The sequence below is a fragment of the Methanobacterium sp. CWC-01 genome, assembly GCF_030323845.1.
GTDB classification, from domain to species: Archaea; Methanobacteriota; Methanobacteria; order Methanobacteriales; family Methanobacteriaceae; genus Methanobacterium; species Methanobacterium aridiramus.
In genome coordinates, this window is record NZ_CP040735.1 from 221,150 (window position 1) to 239,949 (window position 18,800).

Annotated in this window: 20 protein-coding genes; 8 read left to right on the forward strand and 12 right to left on the reverse strand. The window is 39.1% G+C overall.

Annotated features, from left to right (window positions below):
- Window positions 1-47 precede the first annotated feature (47 nt).
- Complete coding sequence (locus tag FGU46_RS01105; protein WP_286475664.1) at window positions 48-440, reverse strand: iron chaperone; 393 nt, start codon at window positions 438-440, stop codon at window positions 48-50.
- Between the two features lie 93 nt (window positions 441-533).
- Here FGU46_RS01105 and FGU46_RS01110 point away from each other — a divergent pair, with 93 nt between their 5' ends.
- Complete coding sequence (locus FGU46_RS01110) at window positions 534-1,349, forward strand: ATP-binding protein (RefSeq protein ID WP_286475665.1); 816 nt, start codon at window positions 534-536, stop codon at window positions 1,347-1,349.
- A 7-nt stretch (window positions 1,350-1,356) separates the two neighbouring features.
- Here the strand turns inward: FGU46_RS01110 and FGU46_RS01115 are convergent, their stop codons facing one another.
- Together FGU46_RS01115 and FGU46_RS01120 are read right to left on the reverse strand one after the other, a co-directional pair.
- Entirely contained in the window at window positions 1,357-1,701 is a 345-nt protein-coding gene (locus tag FGU46_RS01115) for a DUF3147 domain-containing protein (protein WP_286475667.1), read from the reverse strand.
- Window positions 1,702-1,758: 57 nt separating this feature from the next.
- Window positions 1,759-2,184: a pyridoxamine 5'-phosphate oxidase family protein gene (locus FGU46_RS01120; RefSeq protein WP_286475669.1), complete on the reverse strand. Its 426-nt coding sequence runs from the start codon at window positions 2,182-2,184 to the stop codon at window positions 1,759-1,761.
- Between the two features lie 255 nt (window positions 2,185-2,439).
- Between FGU46_RS01120 and FGU46_RS01125 the strand changes: the two genes are divergently transcribed.
- The 6 genes from FGU46_RS01125 to FGU46_RS01150 all read left to right on the forward strand — a co-directional run bounded on the left by FGU46_RS01125 (window position 2,440) and on the right by FGU46_RS01150 (window position 9,755).
- Entirely contained in the window at window positions 2,440-3,411 is a 972-nt protein-coding gene (locus FGU46_RS01125) for a malate dehydrogenase (RefSeq protein WP_286475671.1), read from the forward strand.
- Window positions 3,412-3,498: 87 nt separating this feature from the next.
- Window positions 3,499-4,620: a right-handed parallel beta-helix repeat-containing protein gene (locus FGU46_RS01130; RefSeq protein WP_286475673.1), complete on the forward strand. Its 1,122-nt coding sequence runs from the start codon at window positions 3,499-3,501 to the stop codon at window positions 4,618-4,620.
- A gap of 78 nt (window positions 4,621-4,698) precedes the next feature.
- Window positions 4,699-5,358 carry a class I SAM-dependent methyltransferase gene (locus FGU46_RS01135; protein ID WP_286475674.1) on the forward strand — a complete coding sequence of 220 codons (660 nt, stop codon included), beginning with the start codon at window positions 4,699-4,701 and terminating at the stop codon, window positions 5,356-5,358.
- A 152-nt stretch (window positions 5,359-5,510) separates the two neighbouring features.
- Window positions 5,511-6,668, forward strand: coding sequence for an aldo/keto reductase (locus tag FGU46_RS01140; protein ID WP_286475676.1), 1,158 nt, complete (start codon window positions 5,511-5,513; stop codon window positions 6,666-6,668).
- A 415-nt stretch (window positions 6,669-7,083) separates the two neighbouring features.
- A complete protein-coding gene (locus FGU46_RS01145; RefSeq protein WP_286475678.1) occupies window positions 7,084-8,610 on the forward strand; it encodes an alpha,alpha-trehalose-phosphate synthase (UDP-forming) in 1,527 nt (508 codons plus the stop codon).
- A gap of 11 nt (window positions 8,611-8,621) precedes the next feature.
- The gene (locus tag FGU46_RS01150; protein ID WP_286475680.1) at window positions 8,622-9,755 is read left to right on the forward strand and encodes a GHMP family kinase ATP-binding protein; all 1,134 of its coding nucleotides are present in this window, start codon (window positions 8,622-8,624) and stop codon (window positions 9,753-9,755) included.
- Between the two features lie 554 nt (window positions 9,756-10,309).
- Here the strand turns inward: FGU46_RS01150 and FGU46_RS01155 are convergent.
- The 9 genes from FGU46_RS01155 to FGU46_RS01190 all read right to left on the reverse strand — a co-directional run bounded on the left by FGU46_RS01155 (window position 10,310) and on the right by FGU46_RS01190 (window position 16,205).
- Window positions 10,310-10,699 (reverse strand): type II toxin-antitoxin system VapC family toxin, encoded by a 390-nt coding sequence (locus FGU46_RS01155; protein WP_286475681.1) that lies wholly within the window; start codon window positions 10,697-10,699, stop codon window positions 10,310-10,312.
- Complete coding sequence (locus tag FGU46_RS01160; RefSeq protein ID WP_286475683.1) at window positions 10,696-10,929, reverse strand: AbrB/MazE/SpoVT family DNA-binding domain-containing protein; 234 nt, start codon at window positions 10,927-10,929, stop codon at window positions 10,696-10,698. Before FGU46_RS01160 ends, FGU46_RS01155 begins: the two co-directional genes overlap by 4 nt.
- 469 nt (window positions 10,930-11,398) lie before the next feature.
- Window positions 11,399-12,058, reverse strand: a complete 660-nt coding sequence (gene rnc / locus FGU46_RS01165) for a ribonuclease III (RefSeq protein WP_286475686.1) — start codon at window positions 12,056-12,058, stop codon at window positions 11,399-11,401.
- 130 nt (window positions 12,059-12,188) lie between these two features.
- Entirely contained in the window at window positions 12,189-12,428 is a 240-nt protein-coding gene (locus FGU46_RS10870) for a type II toxin-antitoxin system HicA family toxin (RefSeq protein ID WP_353619892.1), read from the reverse strand.
- The gene (locus FGU46_RS01170; RefSeq protein WP_286475690.1) at window positions 12,421-12,789 is read right to left on the reverse strand and encodes a type II toxin-antitoxin system HicB family antitoxin; all 369 of its coding nucleotides are present in this window, start codon (window positions 12,787-12,789) and stop codon (window positions 12,421-12,423) included. The genes FGU46_RS10870 and FGU46_RS01170 overlap by 8 nt, the downstream gene beginning before the upstream one ends.
- Before the next feature lie 125 nt (window positions 12,790-12,914).
- A complete protein-coding gene (locus FGU46_RS01175; protein ID WP_286475692.1) occupies window positions 12,915-13,268 on the reverse strand; it encodes a hypothetical protein in 354 nt (117 codons plus the stop codon).
- Window positions 13,226-13,504: a hypothetical protein gene (locus FGU46_RS01180; RefSeq protein WP_286475693.1), complete on the reverse strand. Its 279-nt coding sequence runs from the start codon at window positions 13,502-13,504 to the stop codon at window positions 13,226-13,228. Before FGU46_RS01180 ends, FGU46_RS01175 begins: the two co-directional genes overlap by 43 nt.
- Before the next feature lie 14 nt (window positions 13,505-13,518).
- A complete protein-coding gene (locus FGU46_RS01185) occupies window positions 13,519-14,607 on the reverse strand; it encodes an EVE domain-containing protein (protein ID WP_286475695.1) in 1,089 nt (362 codons plus the stop codon).
- 128 nt (window positions 14,608-14,735) lie between these two features.
- Complete coding sequence (locus FGU46_RS01190) at window positions 14,736-16,205, reverse strand: hypothetical protein (protein WP_286475697.1); 1,470 nt, start codon at window positions 16,203-16,205, stop codon at window positions 14,736-14,738.
- 288 nt (window positions 16,206-16,493) lie between these two features.
- Here FGU46_RS01190 and FGU46_RS01195 point away from each other — a divergent pair, with 288 nt between their 5' ends.
- Window positions 16,494-18,791: a tetratricopeptide repeat protein gene (locus FGU46_RS01195; RefSeq protein ID WP_286475699.1), complete on the forward strand. Its 2,298-nt coding sequence runs from the start codon at window positions 16,494-16,496 to the stop codon at window positions 18,789-18,791.
- Window positions 18,792-18,800 lie beyond the last annotated feature (9 nt).

Consider the following 18,800-nt stretch of genomic DNA (forward strand, 5'->3'; position numbering starts at 1 on the left):
CTCGATAAAAATAAATATCCCAATTTTTAGTGTAGGATTTAGTTCACTTATTTCTTTTCATTCTGTTTCATTCTTTCCTTTACTATTTTCTTAACCAGCTCCTCCGGGAGGGGATTTTCAGAAGAAAAATGGATGGTGGTCCCGGAGGTGGTGTAATCTTCCAGTTCTTTCTGGAATGTTTCCAGGACGGATTTATTAATCACGATGAAACTATTATGGTCCTTAAATGTAGCGAAGTGAACCAGTGGGCCCTTATATTTGTAGGTCGGGATCCGGTAGCTGATGGTTTCTTCAGCTTCAGGGGCAGCAGCCTTAATGGTCTGGCGAAGTTCCTCCAGGACTTGGTGTTCTTTTTGAGGAGCAACGGCAACATATTCATCCACTGTGTTAATCTTCACACCCTTATTTATCTTTTCTTTTGATTTTTCTTTCTTTTTCAAAAAATAATCCCCACTACTATTTTATGAATCAAATTTTATAATATTTTTTAAGATGAATTTGATAAATTGAAGATATTAAAGGAGATATAACTTATGAAGAGGGATATAATAAAGATTAACCAGGAAAAGTGCACGGGCTGTGGGGATTGTATCCCCGGATGCCCTGAAGGAGCCCTGCAGGTAATCGACGGCAAAGCCCACCTGATAAGCGACCTTTTCTGTGATGGGTTGGGGGCTTGCATCGGTACCTGCCCCCAGGGCGCCATTGAGGTTGAGACCCGGGAAGCGGAACCCTATGACGAGTATCGGGTCATGGAAAACGTGGTGAAAGAAGGCCCCAATGTTATAAAGGCCCATCTAAAACACCTGGATGACCATAGCGAGCAGAAACTTCTCCAACAGGCCATAGACTTTTTGAAGGAAAAAAACATGGATGTGCCGGAGTACCAGGAGGAGAAGACCTTTGGCTGCGGCTGTCCCGGGTCCATGGAGGTGGATTTAGGGGCCCGGGTAGAGTGTGAAGAAGCGGCCGTGGTTCTCAGTGCCGAGCTTCGTAACTGGCCAGTGCAACTGCAGCTATTAAATCCCCAGGCACCCTATTTGAAGAATGCTGATTTACTCATCGCAGCGGACTGCGCACCCTTTGCCTATGCCAATTTCCATCAGCGCTTCTTAAAAGATAAGGTCCTGATCATCCTGTGTCCCAAGCTGGATCAGACCCTAGACCAGTACGTGGATAAATTATCCGAGATCTTCGCTAACCAGGACATAAAATCCATCAGCATCGTGCACATGCAGGTTCCCTGCTGCTCCGGTATCGAGGTCTTAGTACACCGGGCCCTGGAGAAGGCTCAGAAAAACATTACCATCAAAGATTACACCATCTCCATAAGTGGAGAGATAATCTAGGCCCCGATTAGAGGGTGGGTTGTAGGTAAATGAGAAAAATAGCCACCAGGATATAGACCAGCACCCCTGCACCCAGGGCCACCATTAACCCCTGTCTGGGGAGAAAGAAGTATACGCAGAGGAGAAAAACAATCCACACTGGGCTTAACAGGAGAAGGCCCTTTACATAGTCTAAAACCAGCAGGCCACCGGCTTCACTATAGATGGTAAGGATGCTCATGGTGGTTACCGCCGGGAACATGGCTATGAAGGCGGCTAAGATCCCCCTATCCTTACTGCCGAAGTAGGTGACCAGGGTGAGGATGGATCCACCCACTAGGAAGTAGATCAATAATTTCAGTCCTTCTCCCATAAAAGAATCTCCACGGGTTATATAGGGATTTAGACGTGTAACTACATATTTAAAGCTTCACACTATTTTCTTAGAACCAGAGCCTGGTTTTAAGGAGTAAACTTCTTCCACATAGATTAACAGGGCAGCCTTTGGTTTAATTTTATCCCCAAAACGGGCCTTCACCATTTCCTGGACCTGTTCAAACTCGGATCCCTTTTCAATTATGGCCCCGGTCCCCTTGACCAGGTAGCCATCGTAGTGCACTGCGATACCCAGAGCCACCCGGGAGTAGGTTTCGATATTGTACATGGTCTGGGTGGCGAAGTTTATGGCCACCAGGATCTTATCCCTATCCAGCACCTTGGTAAAGCACACCGGGGCCAGATGGGGGCTTCCCTCCTTGTCCCTAACCCCTACCGTCGAAATCCATACTAAAGGTCTACTTTTATCACAGTCTTCGTTGTTAAACATCTCCACTGCTTCTTCCGGCAGATCAACCATTACATTCACCCCTGTATTTTTATTATGTTCAATTTGGGATATAAAAGGTAAAATCAGAAATTTTAATTTAAAGTATTCCGGCAGCTTAAATTTAGAGATTTCCGGCAGCTTAAATTTAGAGCAAAATATTTTATATTAATGAATAACAGAATATAAACAAAAAAATGCCCTTTATTTCAGTTAATATCAATATTTGAATTACATTTTAGTATTTTCTAATTACTAATAAACTAATAATTTTGTGGTGATACAGATATGAAAGTCAGTATTATTGGTGCATCCGGCAACGTCGGTAGTGCATCCGCCTTTTCATTGGCTGAAAAGGAATATGTGGATGAATTGGTGCTTATTTCCAGGGAAAGCAGTATAGAGAAGATTGAAGGAGAATCTCTGGACATATATGATGCTATGGCAGCAATGGGGACTGATATTTCAATTGAAACATCCAGCAACATGGAACTTATACAAGACTCAGATGTAATAGTCTTAACTGCAGGATTGGCTCGGAAAAAAAAGATTGAAAGAATGGAACTGGCCAAAGACAATGCCGGTATTGTTGCCGATTATTCTCAAGAGATTTATAAATATTCACCGGATTCAGTGGTACTAGTGGTGACCAACCCAGTGGATGTGATGACCTATGTGGCCCTAAAAAAATCTGGGCTCAGCAAATACCGGGTTTTTGGATTGGGAAACCATCTGGATTCACTCCGAATGAGAAATTACATAGCCAAACACTTCAAGGTACATGTCAATGAGATTCAAACCCGAGTAATAGGTCAGCACGGCGACTATATGGTTCCAGTCATGAGTTTATCCTCCATTGGAGGCATACCTATCAAGGACTTTATCAAATATGATTATATTCCCGATGCATCTGGTTTCGATGTGGAAAGTACCATTAAAAAGGTGATATCTGCCGGAAGCGAGATTATTGGTAATAAAGGTGCCACCGAATACGGACCGGCCTTCGCCATTTCAGATGTGGTCAAGACGGTTCTGAAGGATGAAAAAAAGATATTCACTGTTTCAGCTTATTTGGATGATGAAATTGAAGGGGTAAATGATGTGTGCCTGGGAATGCCGGCCATAATTGGTAAAAACGGTTTAGAAAACATTATCCCCATAAGAATGGACGAAGAAGAAATGAAAAGGTTCATAAAGGCTTATAAATTCGTGAAAAATAACACTGAGACGATAATGACATATTTACATGAAAACAGATAATCGGGTCCATACATGGAATAAATTAAATCATAAATAAAAATATGTAGTGTTATCGGCAAGAATAATTACCTCATGGAGGTGGCAGCAGTGAATAGAAATGTGGGTCCGGGACACACCTATCCCACCATAATGGCAGCGGTAAACTCGGCCAGCCCTGGTGATACCATTAACGTCTTTGATGATGCAGGGACACCCTATGTTTACCTTGAAAACGTTACTTTAAGCCAGGATAATTTGAGTCTAATTGGTTGGGGGGAGGTTACCATAAAAGCTGATGCTGATTCACCGGCTGTGTCCATGAGCAAAGGTTCCCTTTTGAAGAATTTCACCATCCAGGGTGCCAATGAATATGGAGTGGTGATGACTGAAAATTGCACGGTGGAAAATAATAGGATCACCGGTAACTACTTTGGTATTCGGGGACCGGAAGCCACCAATTTAATGATCATTAATAATAAAATAACCGACAATCAGGAAGGAATATTCATAGATAGTGGTACGGATGTCCTGATCTCCTGGAATTCCATTGCCAATAATGGGAATGGAATTAACTCCCAGGGCATGAATTATGTTACCATAACCAGAAACCTGATTACGGGTAACCAGGAAACAGCCATTCACGGAGATGGTAACTACTTTTTTAATATCAGTAACAACCGGATAACCGCTAATGGTTCCGGAATCCACCTGTTCCAGGCCGAAGACCTGAAGGTGCACTTCAACCACATCTACCAGAACACCGATTACGGGCTTCACAATGAACTTCACACTAATCAGCCCTATAACGGGATGGTTTTTGCCCAGCACAACTGGTGGGGTTATAACCACCAGGCCCCGGTAGAGAGCCAGATCACCAATATCGGGGCCGGATGGGTTATCTACAGCCGCTGGCTAATGGTAAATATTTTTCCCAGCAGATCCATGCTGTTTTTCGGTGGAAAAGTCACAGTCACCGCCGATTTGACCAGGAATTCCAATGGACTGGACACCTTCCGTTCGGGACACCTACCCGATGGTATACCCATCACCTTTACCACCAACCTGGGAAGTCTAGGGAAGGGAAAAACTCGCACCGCCTACACCGTCAATGGCCAGGCCAGCGTAACCCTAAAAAGTGATGAAGGGCCGGGGGTAGCCACCATCACCGCCATCCTGGATGGCCAGACCGTATCCACCCAGGTCTTAATCCTCAAGTTCCCCCATAAATGATGATCTCTAATTAGTTAATAGAAAAATAGGGGAGTTAACCTGAAACCGGAATGGTACTTTAAAGAAAAACAGATCGGAGTGGACTACTTAAACCCGGAAGTTGCATCAAACTACGATAATCAGCATGAACAGTTTAGGAACTTTGAAAAAGAAGCAATGGATGTCAGGGTTAAGTTAAATATCACCTCAGAAGATACTGTGCTTGATTTTGGTTGTGGAACTGGTGGTATTGCCCTGAAACTGGCCAGGTACTCCAAGAAGGTCATCGGGGTGGATATCTCCCAGCCCATGCTGGATGTTCTGGAGAAAAATGCGAAAAATGAAGGAATTGAGAATATAGAAACCCATTGTGCCGGTTTTTTAACCTATCAGCATGAGGGGGGCCCGGTGGATAAGATGGTTTCCAAGGTGGCCCTGCACCACCTGCCCGACTTCTGGAAATCAGTAGCCCTTCTGAACATGGCCAGTATCCTTAAAAAAGGGGGAAAATTGTATCTTTTTGATGTTATTTTCACCTTCCCGGCCCCGGATCATGAACACTCCCTGGAAAACTTGGTGGAGACCATGAAAAAGCATGGTGGTGATTCCCTGGCCAATGAAACCCTAATCCACATCAAGGATGAATACAGTACCTATGATTGGATCATGGAAGGTTTACTTAAAAAAACAGGGTTTGTGATTATATCTAAAACGGTTGAAGCGGAAAATTATGTAACCTATATCTGCAGCAAACTCTAATTTCATCCCGTTGAGGTGATTTAGTATTCAAGAGAAGGAAATGATCAGACAGTTCGTGGTTGTATTTTTATTATTCCTACTTATACTCCTGCTTTTACAGTTCATTAGATTACTCATTAACTATCTTTAAAGATTTAATTTGGTGGATAACGTTGTTATACCGAGAACTTGGAAAAACCGGCCATAAGGTTTCTATACTGGGATTTGGATGCATGAGACTGCCCCTTAGGGATGGGAACCCCGAAAACATTAACGAACCACTGGCCCGCAAGATGCTACAACATGCCCTGGATGAGGGTGTTAACTACGTAGACACTGCCTACCCCTATCATGGCTCCTCGGCCACCAGTGGAGGTCGGAGTGAGATTTTGGTGGGAAAGGTTCTCGCCGATGGCTACCGGGACCAGTTGTATCTCTCCACCAAACTGCCCTGCTGGCTGGTTCATGAAAAGAAGGACCTGGATCATTACCTGGATGAGCAGCTGGAAAGGCTGCAGACGGACTGGATTGATTTTTACCTTCTGCATGGTCTTAACCAGAAGACCTGGGAAAATCTGACCAATCTGGATGTTTTCGAATTTCTAGACCGGGCCCTGGAAGATGGGAGGATTGGATACGCTGGTTTCTCCTTCCACGACGAAGCTGAAGTTTTCAAAACCATGGTAGATTCCTATCCCTGGAGTTTCGTCCAGATACAGTACAACTACATGGACCAGGACTTCCAGGCCGGGAAGGAGGGATTGAAGTACATTGAAAGCCGGGAAATGGGAAGTGTCATCATGGAACCCCTCCGGGGAGGTTGTCTAACCAAAAATGTCCCAGCTGAGATCCAGGCCATCTGGGACCAGGCCCCAGTTAAGAGAACACTGGCTGAGTGGGGTTTACGCTTCCTGTGGGACCAGGAAGAGGTGGATCTGGTCCTGAGTGGTATGAGCACCTTGGAACAAGTGGAGGAGAACCTCAGGATTGCCGAGGATGGTTACGCCAACAGTTTATCCTCCCAGGAGAGGGGTATAATACAGGAAGTTCGGGAGGCCTACCAAGCCAGGATGCACGTGGGTTGCACGGCCTGTGGTTACTGCATGCCCTGCCCCGAGGGCGTGGACATCCCCCTGAACCTGAACCTCTTAAATGACGTCTACATTTACCAGAACATGGAAAAACCCCGTGGGAACTATTCCTTCCTGGCGGCCAAGAAGATGAGCGCCTCCTACTGTACAGAATGCGGGGAGTGCGAAGCGAAGTGTACACAGCAGATTCCCATCCGGGAGTACCTGAAAGAGGCGGCTAGGACTTTTGAGAAAAAATAGCAGTAGATTATCTTTTCTATACCTAGCGAGAGAAGTTTCTATGAAATTCACCCCCTGTATTTATCATTTAAAAGGAGTGTTTATCGCTTAATTCTGATCCTATGATTTTTTATGGATCGTTCATTTTTCTTAGACAAGTTTCCCAACTATTCAGGGGAATTGATGACAATTATTTAAAGTTGTTATAAAAGGTTAGATTATTTTTAAATCCCAGATTAAGTTCCAAATTATTTTTAAACCCAGAACATATACTAAAAGTTTAAATAGAGGATAACTAATAAAGTCACTCAAAAAAGGTCGAAAGATGGATATGGTGCCAGTTGGAGGGATAACCAGGCAGTCTTCCTTTCAATTGGTCTCTAGTTGATGCATACAGAAATGTCCACTATATCAAATGTTTATCGGAGGCACCGCAATGGACACTGAATTTATACAAGACAAGGAAATAATAGTAGCCTCGAACCGAGGCCCAGTACTATTCAAAAAAGACGAAAATGGGAAAATCGAATTAATAAGAGGAGCGGGAGGTATAGTGGGGTCCATGATACCCTTCATGCAAAGAACCCATGGTACATGGGTTTCTTCTGCAATCGGAGAATGCGACCACCATATGGACAATATGTACCAGGGTAAAGTGCCCATACCATTGGAAGACCCTGAATATTATGTTCAATTTATCAAAACCGAAGAGGATACCTATAATGGCTTTAATGGTAAATTTGCCAATCCACTTCTGTGGTTTATTCATCATTCCATGTGGAATCCGCCCTACTCACCCTGTGCCGATGATGAACTGCACCAGGCCTGGGATTCCTACCAGTACGTGAACTCCCGATTTGCAGATGCCATAGGCGAAGATGTGCGCACCTCCCAGAAGACCCCCATTGTAATGTTACAGGACTATCACATTTACTTAACCCCCAAACTGATAAGAAAACAGCACCCCGATGTTCTTATGAGCCAATTCGTCCACATCCCCTTCCCCCCGCCTGAAATATTCCAGCAACTGCCCAATCACATGCAAATCGAAATATTGGAGAGTATATTAACCAATGATGTCTTGGGATTCCATATTCCACGTTATAAAAACAATTTTTTCCAGACCATAAGACATATTCTGCCCCATGCCCTGGTGGATGAAGTGGTGGGGGAGATTGTGTACAATGGACATGTCTGTCGGGTGCGAACCTATCCCATCAGTATCGATGCAGAAACAATCCAGAATCATGCCCAGGACCCGAAGGTCATCTTTAAGGAAAAAGAGGTGGATGAAATAGTGGGAGACTGTAAATTGATCTACCGCACCGACCGGGCTGACCTGTCTAAGAATATTATTAGGGGATTCCAGGCCTATGATATGTTCCTGGATAAATACCCGGAATGGAAAGAGAAGGTCAAGTTCATAGCCACCCTGATGCCATCCCGGCAGGATATAAGGATCTACCGGGAATACACCGATAACATACGGGAGCTAGTGAGGGAAATCAACGAGAAGCATGCTACTCCGGATTGGGAACCTATTAAGTATATCTGCCGGGGAGATTACGACCTGGTAATTGCTCTTTTGAAAAGGTATGATGTTCTGATGGTTAATCCCATCCTAGATGGGATGAATATCGTGGCTAAAGAGGGGAGTGTGGTGAACGAAAATAATGGCGTGTTAATCCTTTCCACCGGGGCGGGGTGTTATGAGGAGTTAAAAGAGGGCGCTATATGTATAAATCCCTATGATATACGGCAGACTGCTGAATCAATTGACGCGGCTTTATTAATGGATGAAACTGCCAAAAAGGAACTGATTACCGAAGCAAGGGCTGCTGTTGCAAGAAATGATCTGAACCGATGGGTGTCTGATCAGTTACAGGACCTTGAAATTGTTATGCAGGAAAGGCAGCAATTAACCGGAAAGAACCAGGAAGAAGCCCGCTTGGGTATGAATTAACGGATAGTACCATGTCGGTAGAGCTTCATGATTTTTTAAAAACAGCCCAAAAGAACAGGGCTTTGCCAAAGGTCACAGCCTATAACCGGATTGATGGTCCCGGGTCCAGTTTAGATTTAAACGAATTCCAGGAGACCTTCTGGAGATTACCAGATATTCCGGAAGATGATCCGGCCCAGAAATGGACCCATAATCTTCCTAGAACCGTGGGTATAACCATAGACACTGGGACCGAGATTAAGGCCCATCCCTTCGACCCTGGCTTTATCAGTGTTAAATCGGTAGAATATGAAACCGAAGTTACCGCTCTTCCAGGGGAGGTGACTCCGGTTAAGGAGAACTGGCTACTGAAGATACTGGAAATATTTGATCTATCCGGGGTCAGGTTCGTTTTGAAGAACCTCCGGGAGGGCATACAATCATCAGGACTGGGCGGATCATCAACGGCCACCATCGGGGTGTGCATACTTGCCAATGAATTAGCAGGACGGCCCTTTAGCAATATTCAATTGATTTCTTTAGCTTCCCGTATTGAACAGGATTTGGGAGTGAGTATCACTGGAACCCAGGAACAGTCCAACGTCATCTTTGGGGGAGTAACCGATTACGTGTGGTTCCCCTGGGGAGTGCCTGGACGTCCCGGTACTGGTTATGGTGAATCTTTACGTTTTGAATTAATACCACCGGAAGATTACGGGCTACTGGAAGAAAGAACGGCTATTTTCCATTCCGGACATCCCCGGCTTAGCTCAGAAGTTAACCAGGCCTGGAGAAATGCACTTTTAACTGACACCGGTTACAAGTTACATTCCCAGAAGATGAAGGTAGCCTATGAGTACCGTGAGGGACTGAGGCTGCAGAAATGGGGCCATGTACGGGAATCCATAGATAAATACCGCAGGATCCGGACCCGGCTATGTGAGGGTTATATGGAAAATTCCCAGGATTTATTAGAACGTGCTGAAAGCCTTAACTGTACCGCTTTCCCTCTGGGTGCCGGGGGAGGGGGTGGAGTGCTCTTATTTTCACCGGAACCCGGATCTTTAGAGGAGTTACGGGAGGAACTTAAGGGAGATTACCGGGAGATACCATTTAAAGTACGATCTAAGGGGCATGAGGTTAGTAATGTGGATTGGGGGCCATGATCTTAACCTTTCGAGCCAGGAAAACGGGAAATGATTGGAGAAATCTATTGATATGATCCTGGGAAAGGTGAAATGAATTGTTTAGAACCATTAAGGTAATTCTTGACGTGGATTATGATGAGCTAAACCTGAAGTACTGGGTTACTACCGGAGTTATTCCGAAGCCTAGAATTATGAAGTTGCCAACGACTTGGAACTTGACTACGAACTAGTTTGTCAAATTACCCATGAACTGGAGGCAGAAGGCATTTTGGTGTGGTAGATTGAAGAAAACCACATCGATGAGGGAGCAACTATTAAAGGAAAAAAGATAGTGGGAGAGGCCAGGAAGATCTCGGATCCGATAATAACACTAAAAGCGGTAGACACTAGGCACAAATGATTATTCTAAATGATAATGCCCTGTGTAGAATAGCCAAAAAATTTAGATACATTAAATAATTTTTTTATAATTTTAGTCCACGGGAATAATTCCCTATGAAAAACCCCCTCAGAGTAAGATGTTTGGACATATCTCTTTACTAAAGTCCATAACAGTGTTGAGGACGGCCTGGTTAATGTATTCTGATTATATCATCTGCTTTATCAAAATCAGAATCAAAAGAAACGATGGTGTCAATTTTAAATTCTTTCATGAGTTCTAAGGTAATAGCATCCGCGAACGACAGCACCCCATCGTAGTGGAGGAAGGTGCTCATGGCCCGGGAACTTATTTCCTGGTCCACATATTTCACCTCCAGGTTGTCGGTAATATAATTATACAGAATAACACCCTTCTTACCACCAGCCAGGCTGCCCACCATGGTCACTGCTTCGGATAAAACCAGTATGGATGTTATTTTATCTTGTTTCAGGACTTCAGGGAGTATTTCCCGGACGCGTCCATGCCACTGGTCCTTTTTAACAGACGCTGCTATCAGGAAGGAGGAGTCGACGAAGATCAATTCTTTACCCCCCTCTGGGCCTTCTTCTTAAGCTCCACTGCATCAGTTTCCGGTTCTTCCACCATTCCCAGTATATCGTCCATGGTTACCTTTTTTCTAAACTTCAGCTCCACCCCATCTTCAGTGAGGATCCATTCCATAATATCCCCTGGCCCTACATGGAACCTCTTCCTGATCCTAGCGGGGACCACCGTTTGAAAACCATTTGAGATCTTGGTTTGGCTAATCATTTAGTTCACCATTGAATATTAATTTTTCAAGGTATTTATATTTTTCAAAGTTTTAAAGTCCCTGTAACAGGGTATTAACAACAAAAAAAATATTCATAAAAAAATAACCTACCAATAAATTTTCCTGCAATGCCCTTTCTTTAGTTTCTTAGATAATTGATTTTCTCACAAAAGTTGGCAAAAGCATCAGAACATATAGGGTGGGCAGTGGATTTACACCTATTTCTTTAATTTTTTAGACAGACAGTGCTATGGTAAATCTTAACTGTCATTTTAGTTGTCAATACAGGCATAATCCAAAGAAAGTGTGGCGGGATCGTTTAGATACAAAATTATTTTTTTGTATTTCTAGTCTACCAAAATTATTTTTTATAAACCAAGTTTACAGAATAAATTTTTGAAAAATAATTCTAAATCTAAAAAAAATAATCTGCTAACCCAAACTATAGACAGCAATTGAATATATTGATTAAAATTTAAATTTCTCAAGGGCAATTTTGGCAGCATTCTGCTCTGCTTCCTTTTTACTCCCACCAATACCAGTTCCACATCTTTTTCCATTAATTATGGCCTCTATGGTGAAGATCTTATTATGGGGTTCTCCTTCTTCCCGGATTAAGTTATAACTTAGGTCCAGACCCTCAGCATCACATAACTCCTTTAATTCCGATTTATAATCATAATGATAGACTTCCCTGTTCTTGATGTGTGGTAAGACCGTTTCGTTGAGAAATTCTTTCACTGTTTCCAGGCCTAGATCCAGGTATAGGGCCCCAATTAAAGATTCAAAAACGTCGGCAGTAACCGAATCAAGTTCGCGGCTGGTTAACTTCAAACCGGCACCCAATTTTATATAGGATTCTAATCCTAATTCGGTAGAGTAGGTGTAAAGGGCCTTTTTACACACATAATTAGCCCGCATGCGGGTTAATTCACCTTCCGTCAAGCTGGAATCCATTTTATATAAATATTCAGAGACCACCAGATCCAGGACGGCATCCCCTAAAAATTCCAGCCGATTATAACATTGGCTCTGACCATGTTCATTTGAATAAGACTCATGGGTAAAGGCTAGCTGGTAAAGATGAGTATTGATGGGTTTAATTGAAAATTCTTCTAGAAAGTGCATAGTATCTACTGGTTTTACTGTGTAAATAAAAGAAAATGAAAATTACTTCGTTATAGAATTGTTTCTTTGACCGAGTGGTCGCTAAAGTTAATACAGCATTTAAATTATTTGTAATTAAAATAGAAAAAACCTATAATTCATTCCAGATTGCAAGAAATTCATCCCGTGAAAGACCCATCTGCTTTATAATGTTCCTTAATGTCCCTTTTGGAATATTTTTACTAGCTGACACTGGTATAGATTTACACCCTTCTTTTTCAAAAACCACATGAGAACCTGAAGTCCTAGGTTGAGGTGTATAACCCTCATGGGTTAACACTCGCATAACCTTCCTACTAGGGGCCTTTGAAGGCAAACCACGATTAGACATCTAAATAGAAAATTTCAATCTCGGTATAGTCAAAATGTGGTAGCTCATCTTCAGGTTCACTAAATTCAGAAAATAGTTTCTTAGATTTTTCTAATACCTCGTCTCTATCATATTCAAGTTCAGAGGGTTCAATTTCATTATTTTCTAAGTATAATGTCAGAGCCTCATCAATTCTTTTAAGTGCCTCCTTTCTATCATGACCATGACTAGATACATAAAACAAAGGACACTCAGCAATATATTCATCATCTTCCGTATAGAGAACAATAGGAAGTTTAATATGTTTCAACGATGATTTTGGTTCTGAAATTGAAGTAAAATTTGGGAGGTGCCTTTTCCCTTTCGATACGAACATTTGCAAAGAATTTTCCCCCTTTATAAATCTGAAACTTTCTAAAATCTAAACTATTTTTTATATAATGCGTTTGAAGTATATAAGACATATCATTTTTACTTCGTTATAGTCCTATATTACGAAGTAAGCATTTATTTTTCAATCCCCATTTTTTTAGAAAAATGTTTTGTTTCAAACCAATAGGATACCAATGTAATTACTACTGATAGTAATAGAGTAATGATTGTAACATAAAAAGAAGGGGATATATTTAATATAATAAATATAGCAACAAGAAAAATTCCTATTACAAGATTATTTAAAGAAATATGCATCCAAACTGCTCTTTGATGTAAAATATCCTTATTTTGGTGAATATCTTCTATCCTAGGTTCACAAATTTCTTTAAGTACTTCTTCCTTTGATTTTGATATGTGTTCCTCATCGAGACACATAGTAGATCTTAAACTTTGGAATGGTGCACTTCTATAAGCGAAAGCAGCCATGCTAAAGATAAAATTATAAAAAAAGATGATAGAACCATAATCTCGATATAAGAAACTGATATTTTACTACTAAAAATCTGTAATATTCCTAACAACTCTAAATTTAAAATTATTCCAATAAATGCGATTATTTGTCCTAATCTCTCCCTTATTGTTTGAAACGTTCTAAAGTTTCCTCTCCATTGGTCTGTTATTTCTTCGTAAATCAGTTGAAGTGTATCTTCATTCCCCACCATTATACCCCCTATTACTATATGTCTTCTATTTCGCAGGATTCTGATAGTTCTTCGAGGTAATCTGGTTTTATGTAACTAAGCATTGATTCTATCTTAGGGATAGTGTATTTTAAGGTTGAAAATGGTATATATCTGCATATTTCTGCTAATGGTGGTGTTAATCTTGCAAAAGTTGGCCGATTTACTTCTTTAATAACTTTTTCTCGTCTTTCATCTGGAGCTACGATGTATAAAGGTATGTTAATGTTAGGTTGCATGCTTACAAGGTCGGACATCCGTAATAGGCCGGAATATATGGATGTTGTGCTTTCTATTTCAAATGCAGCTGTTATGGCATTTCCTTGTAGCCATAATACATCTATTAGTTCTATGGTCTGATTAGTTGCTTCATCAAATTGTAGAGGTAATTCGTCTTTCATACGAGGTAATTCTGAAAATATGTTCCCTCTATGACTTTTATTCCGGTCATTTCTAGCCACCCAGACATCAAGACCCATATCGTTACCCAGTTTCAACAATAACCATTGTAATTCTGTATGAGGACTAGAATTGGAATATGTAGAGCTATCTGTTTCAGGTATTGTAACAATAGGTCCCTTTGGAATTTTCATACCTCTTGGCTTCCTTTTCAACTTAGCACGATTAAATTCTCTAATTATGGGGTTTTTAACAGCATCTTGGATTGCCTTAACAACTATTGCGCCATCATTGTCTTTCCATTTGAAGGGAGATCGCCTCACATGGGCCGTCCAGGCTTTATCAGACTTCAAATCCTGAAAAATGGATAATTTATCTTTTAAATCCTTTATAGGAACTGCTGTTTCCGGGGTTAATTCAGAAACTATTTTAACCTTCACACGGCATGGGAAGTCATCGAAGCTCCAAATCCTGCTGTCGTCCTTGTATGGTTCTGATATTACCTCTAGAATTCCTATCCATCGTGATAAACCTGTAAGATAACATAAAAAATAATCACCTGGCTTTACCTTCTTCAATGTTTTCCAGGTACTCTCACGGAACCCTGAAGTTTCTCCACCAGCTTTTAAAAATTCATTCCAAGTTGTACCTGTAAATAAATCAAGCCAATAGCTCCTTTTACTCACAAAAAACCCCCTATTGTATATTTTACCCAAATGGAAATATTATTATCACGATTATTGGATATTACTGATTGGAACTTAAATCTTACGTTATCTTTCTATTTAAATTGATATCGAATGAAAAAACTAATTTATTTTAATAGAGTTTTGATTTTGTTTTTAACCGTTTTAAAATCGTAATTTGGATATACATGAATTAAATAACAGTTGTTTTTTATGCAGATCTCTCTTTTCCTGGTATCAAGTTCTAACCTTTTTTTAAACGCTTCTTCTCCTCCAAAAAATTCTACAGGCTGATCATGCTGTAGACCCTGATATTCGATTGCAATATTCCTTTTAGGAAAGTATATGTCTAAATGCTGCCTACCTAACCACTTAGGTCTTCCATGATGAATTATCTTCTCAGCTGGAAAAGCTTCTTTTATTTTGTAATAGAGTTCTGTTTCACTTACCCATCCCTCGCCTACACGTGGAATACCTTTCTCTTCTCGATATAAATTCTCGCTTTCCCTAATTATTTTCTTTAATGCAGTTTCTAACGTTTTTACAATTATATATGGAACATTGAAAGTGTAAGATTGTATACTTATAATTTTGGGAACAGAACGGAATATTGAATTGACAATCACTCTTTTATTAGCATGGATTTCCTGATAATTTGATAAATTCTTATAATTTGATATACCATAAGATGGTTCTAAAAGATATTTTGATGAATTACTTAAAATAGGATTAATTTTATCAAAAACCTCAGGATATGCCCTTTTATCTAAATTATTTTTCAATCGCAAAAGATCTTTATGACTTAAATTTTTTAAATCATAATAGGTCAATTCTGGAAAAAATCGTAATTGATTATCTGGACTGTAATATTTTGTTAATTTGTTAAAATCTCGCTCATAATCAAAATATCTTTTTAATTTTTTAAAATCATTTTTAAGATCTTTGAAGTTGTAATCTTCTAAGAAATGTCTCACAATATTTTTGCCATACAACTCTTTAAAATCCGTAAGATAAGTATCTAAAACTTTAGCAATACCATTTTTATTTTTCTTCCCAAAATTTGTGAGACAGCTATATTTATAATTTACCAACACTTCACCATTGATTAATGAATCATCTTTTAGATATCCATAAGTTTCCAAATTATAAGTGTTGAATCCAATTTCTTTCCGAATTTTCAAGGAATTTTCATAATCACCCATAAATAAATGTGCATCAGCCTTCCAGTCTATCAAATAATTTTTCAATGTGGTATAATTACTATAACCTTCCATTACTCTGTCAAAACGTGCTGATAGGAATTTTATATCTTCATTTTCAATAAAATCGTAAATAGTTGAATATAAATACGAATAGATATAACTAAGATTATCCCCTAAATATATAAAATTGTCCTTTTCTATTTCCGAAACCCAATACATATAAAATTGTTTTATGTCATGATCTGCTGATTCTAAGTTGGCAAATTCTTGATTCCAGGGCGGTATTCTGATTAATCTATTATCAACTACGGTATTATTTGATAAATTATGACCACAATCAAGGCAGAAATTCCAATTATCATCATTCTCAGTTTCGCATTCAGGGCAATTAACCAATAAAATCCCCTCAATCTTTTAAACTATTCTTAAAAAGCTTAATATCATCCTCTGTTAAGCTATACAACTCATAAACCATCTCTCTATCTCATTATCAGTTTCTTCGATTTCCTGGAGTAAAGGCTTTATTATTTTAAAGCTTACATTGAACTGATTAAGATATTAGTTTGTTGTTGGTCCTTTAAGGTATTATTGCTGATTTTATGTCAGAAACCCTTCAGATATACTATTAGCTGGTTAATAATCTCAACAAAATGTAATAATGATTTATTAAATTAATTAATTTTAATGATTAAAAAAATAAAAATAGGAGATAAAATTGGCGAGAATTTCCAAGTCATAGACATTTTTGGAGGTGGCGATGAAAGCTCAATGGGGATTGTTTATGTATGTTTGGAACTTGAATATAACTTCTTAATCGCTCTTAAAACATTTCAAGACAGGTTTATAAGCTCGGAAGAGGATATTAAGAATTTTAATCAGGAAGCTTTAGCATGGATTCATCTTGAAAAACATCCCAATATAATAACTGCTTCTCATTTTGACATAATTGATGAAAGACCTTTTATAGTCATGGAGCTCATTCTACCGGATTATAAAGGAAGAAATACTCTTAAACATTATATTGAAAACGAAATTGAAGAATCACAAATATTGGATTGGGGAATCCAATTTTGTTGTGGGATGGAATATGCTTTATCTCAGGGTGTTTCGCCACACAGAGATATAAAACCTGCCAATATAATGATAAGGGGAGATAAACTGCTTAAAATTACTGATTTTGGATTTGCTAAACTATGGGATAAAAAAGGATTAATTTCAATCAATACCTCAACCATAGATTTAGAACCTCATTTGTCTATTTTAAAAAGCTCATCAGGAAATACAATAGCAGGTACTCCAGAGTATATGGCACCAGAAGCCTTTTTAGGAAATGCAGATCTCAGGAGTGATATATTTAGCTTTGGAATAGTACTTTATCAGATGTTAAAAAAAGGAAATCTTCCTTTTCAACCAAAAGATGATGAAGATTGGAGTTCTGCACATTTAAAGTCTAAAATACCTCATGTTGATTCAGAAATATACCCGTTAATCAAAAAATGTCTGGAAAAAACCCCATATAATAGATATAAGGATTTTAAATCGTTAAGACAGGATCTAGAGAGATTATATATCGAAGAAACTGGCTGTAAACCATATTCACCAGAAAGATTTGAATTAAAAGCAGATGAACGTTCAAACAAGGGTTATAGTTTAGAACAACTTGGTTTTGTTGATGAAGCTATTGAAGAATATAGAAAAGCTACTAATTCGGATAAAAATTCTTTCATGGCTCATATGAACTTAGGAAGAAGTTTAATGAGGATTGATAGATCAGACGAAGCAATTGGGTCGTTAAAAAAAGCAGTTGATTTAAATCCAAATAATGCTCGAGCTCATTATAATTTAGGAAATGCCTTATTTAACAATAAACAACTCAATGAAGCTGCTTTTGAATATGAAAAATCATTAAGAATCGATCCATCATATAAAGAAGTTCATAACAATTATGGTAACTTATTAAAAGAAATTGGGAAGGTAGAATTAGCTATTAATCACTTTGAAAAAGCTCTAAAATGTGATCCCGATTTTTTCGAAGCTAAATGTAATTTAGGATTCCTTTTGGCTTCTGAAGGAAATTTCAGTGAAGCAATTGAATTATATGAAGATGCTGAAAAGATTGAATCCACAAATCCATTACTATACACCCGTTGGGGAATAATTCTTAGTATTAACGGAGATGATAACGGCGCTATTTACAAATATATTAAGGCGATTACATTAGAACCGGAATATGCTGATGCACATATCAGTCTTGGAATATCTTTTGCAAAAAAGGGCAAATTAGACAACGCTATTTATGAATATAAAAGAGCTATAGAAATAGAACCTAAAAATTACTATGTTCATTATAGGATGGGAGTAGCTCTTTCTAATCTTGGAAAGTATTCTGAATCTATAGAATTTTATAATAAAACTATACAAATCAATCCAAATTATGCCAGTGCTTGGAATGATAAAGGAGTATCTCTTGGTATTGTTGGGAAAACTAATGAAGCGTTAAAATGCTACAATAATGCTATTGATATTGACCCAAATTATGCTATGGCTTGGTTAAACAAAGGATCTTATCTCTGCACCCATAATAAAGTCGAAGAGGGATTAGAATGTTTCAATAAAGCCGTGGAAATTGCATCAGATTTTGCTGAAGTATGGCTTCATAAAGGTAAAGCCATGGGAAGTCTTGCAGAAACTGATGAAGAGAGATATGAAGCAATTAAATCTATTGATAAATCATTAGAAATAAAACCTAATTTATCGAAGGCATATTATGAGAAAGGTATGTTATTAGGCATATTAAAAAAAGAAGAAGAAGCTTTGAAATGTTTTGATGCGGCTATAGAGATTAATCCTAATTCATTTGATGCATGGTTATCCAAAGGACTTTTATTAGAGCTTGGAGGAAATTCTGAAGAAGCAATGAAATGTCTTAAGGAATTGGTGAGAATAAATCCTGCCTTTTTTAAGATTCCTGAATTGAAATAATTAAGTAGG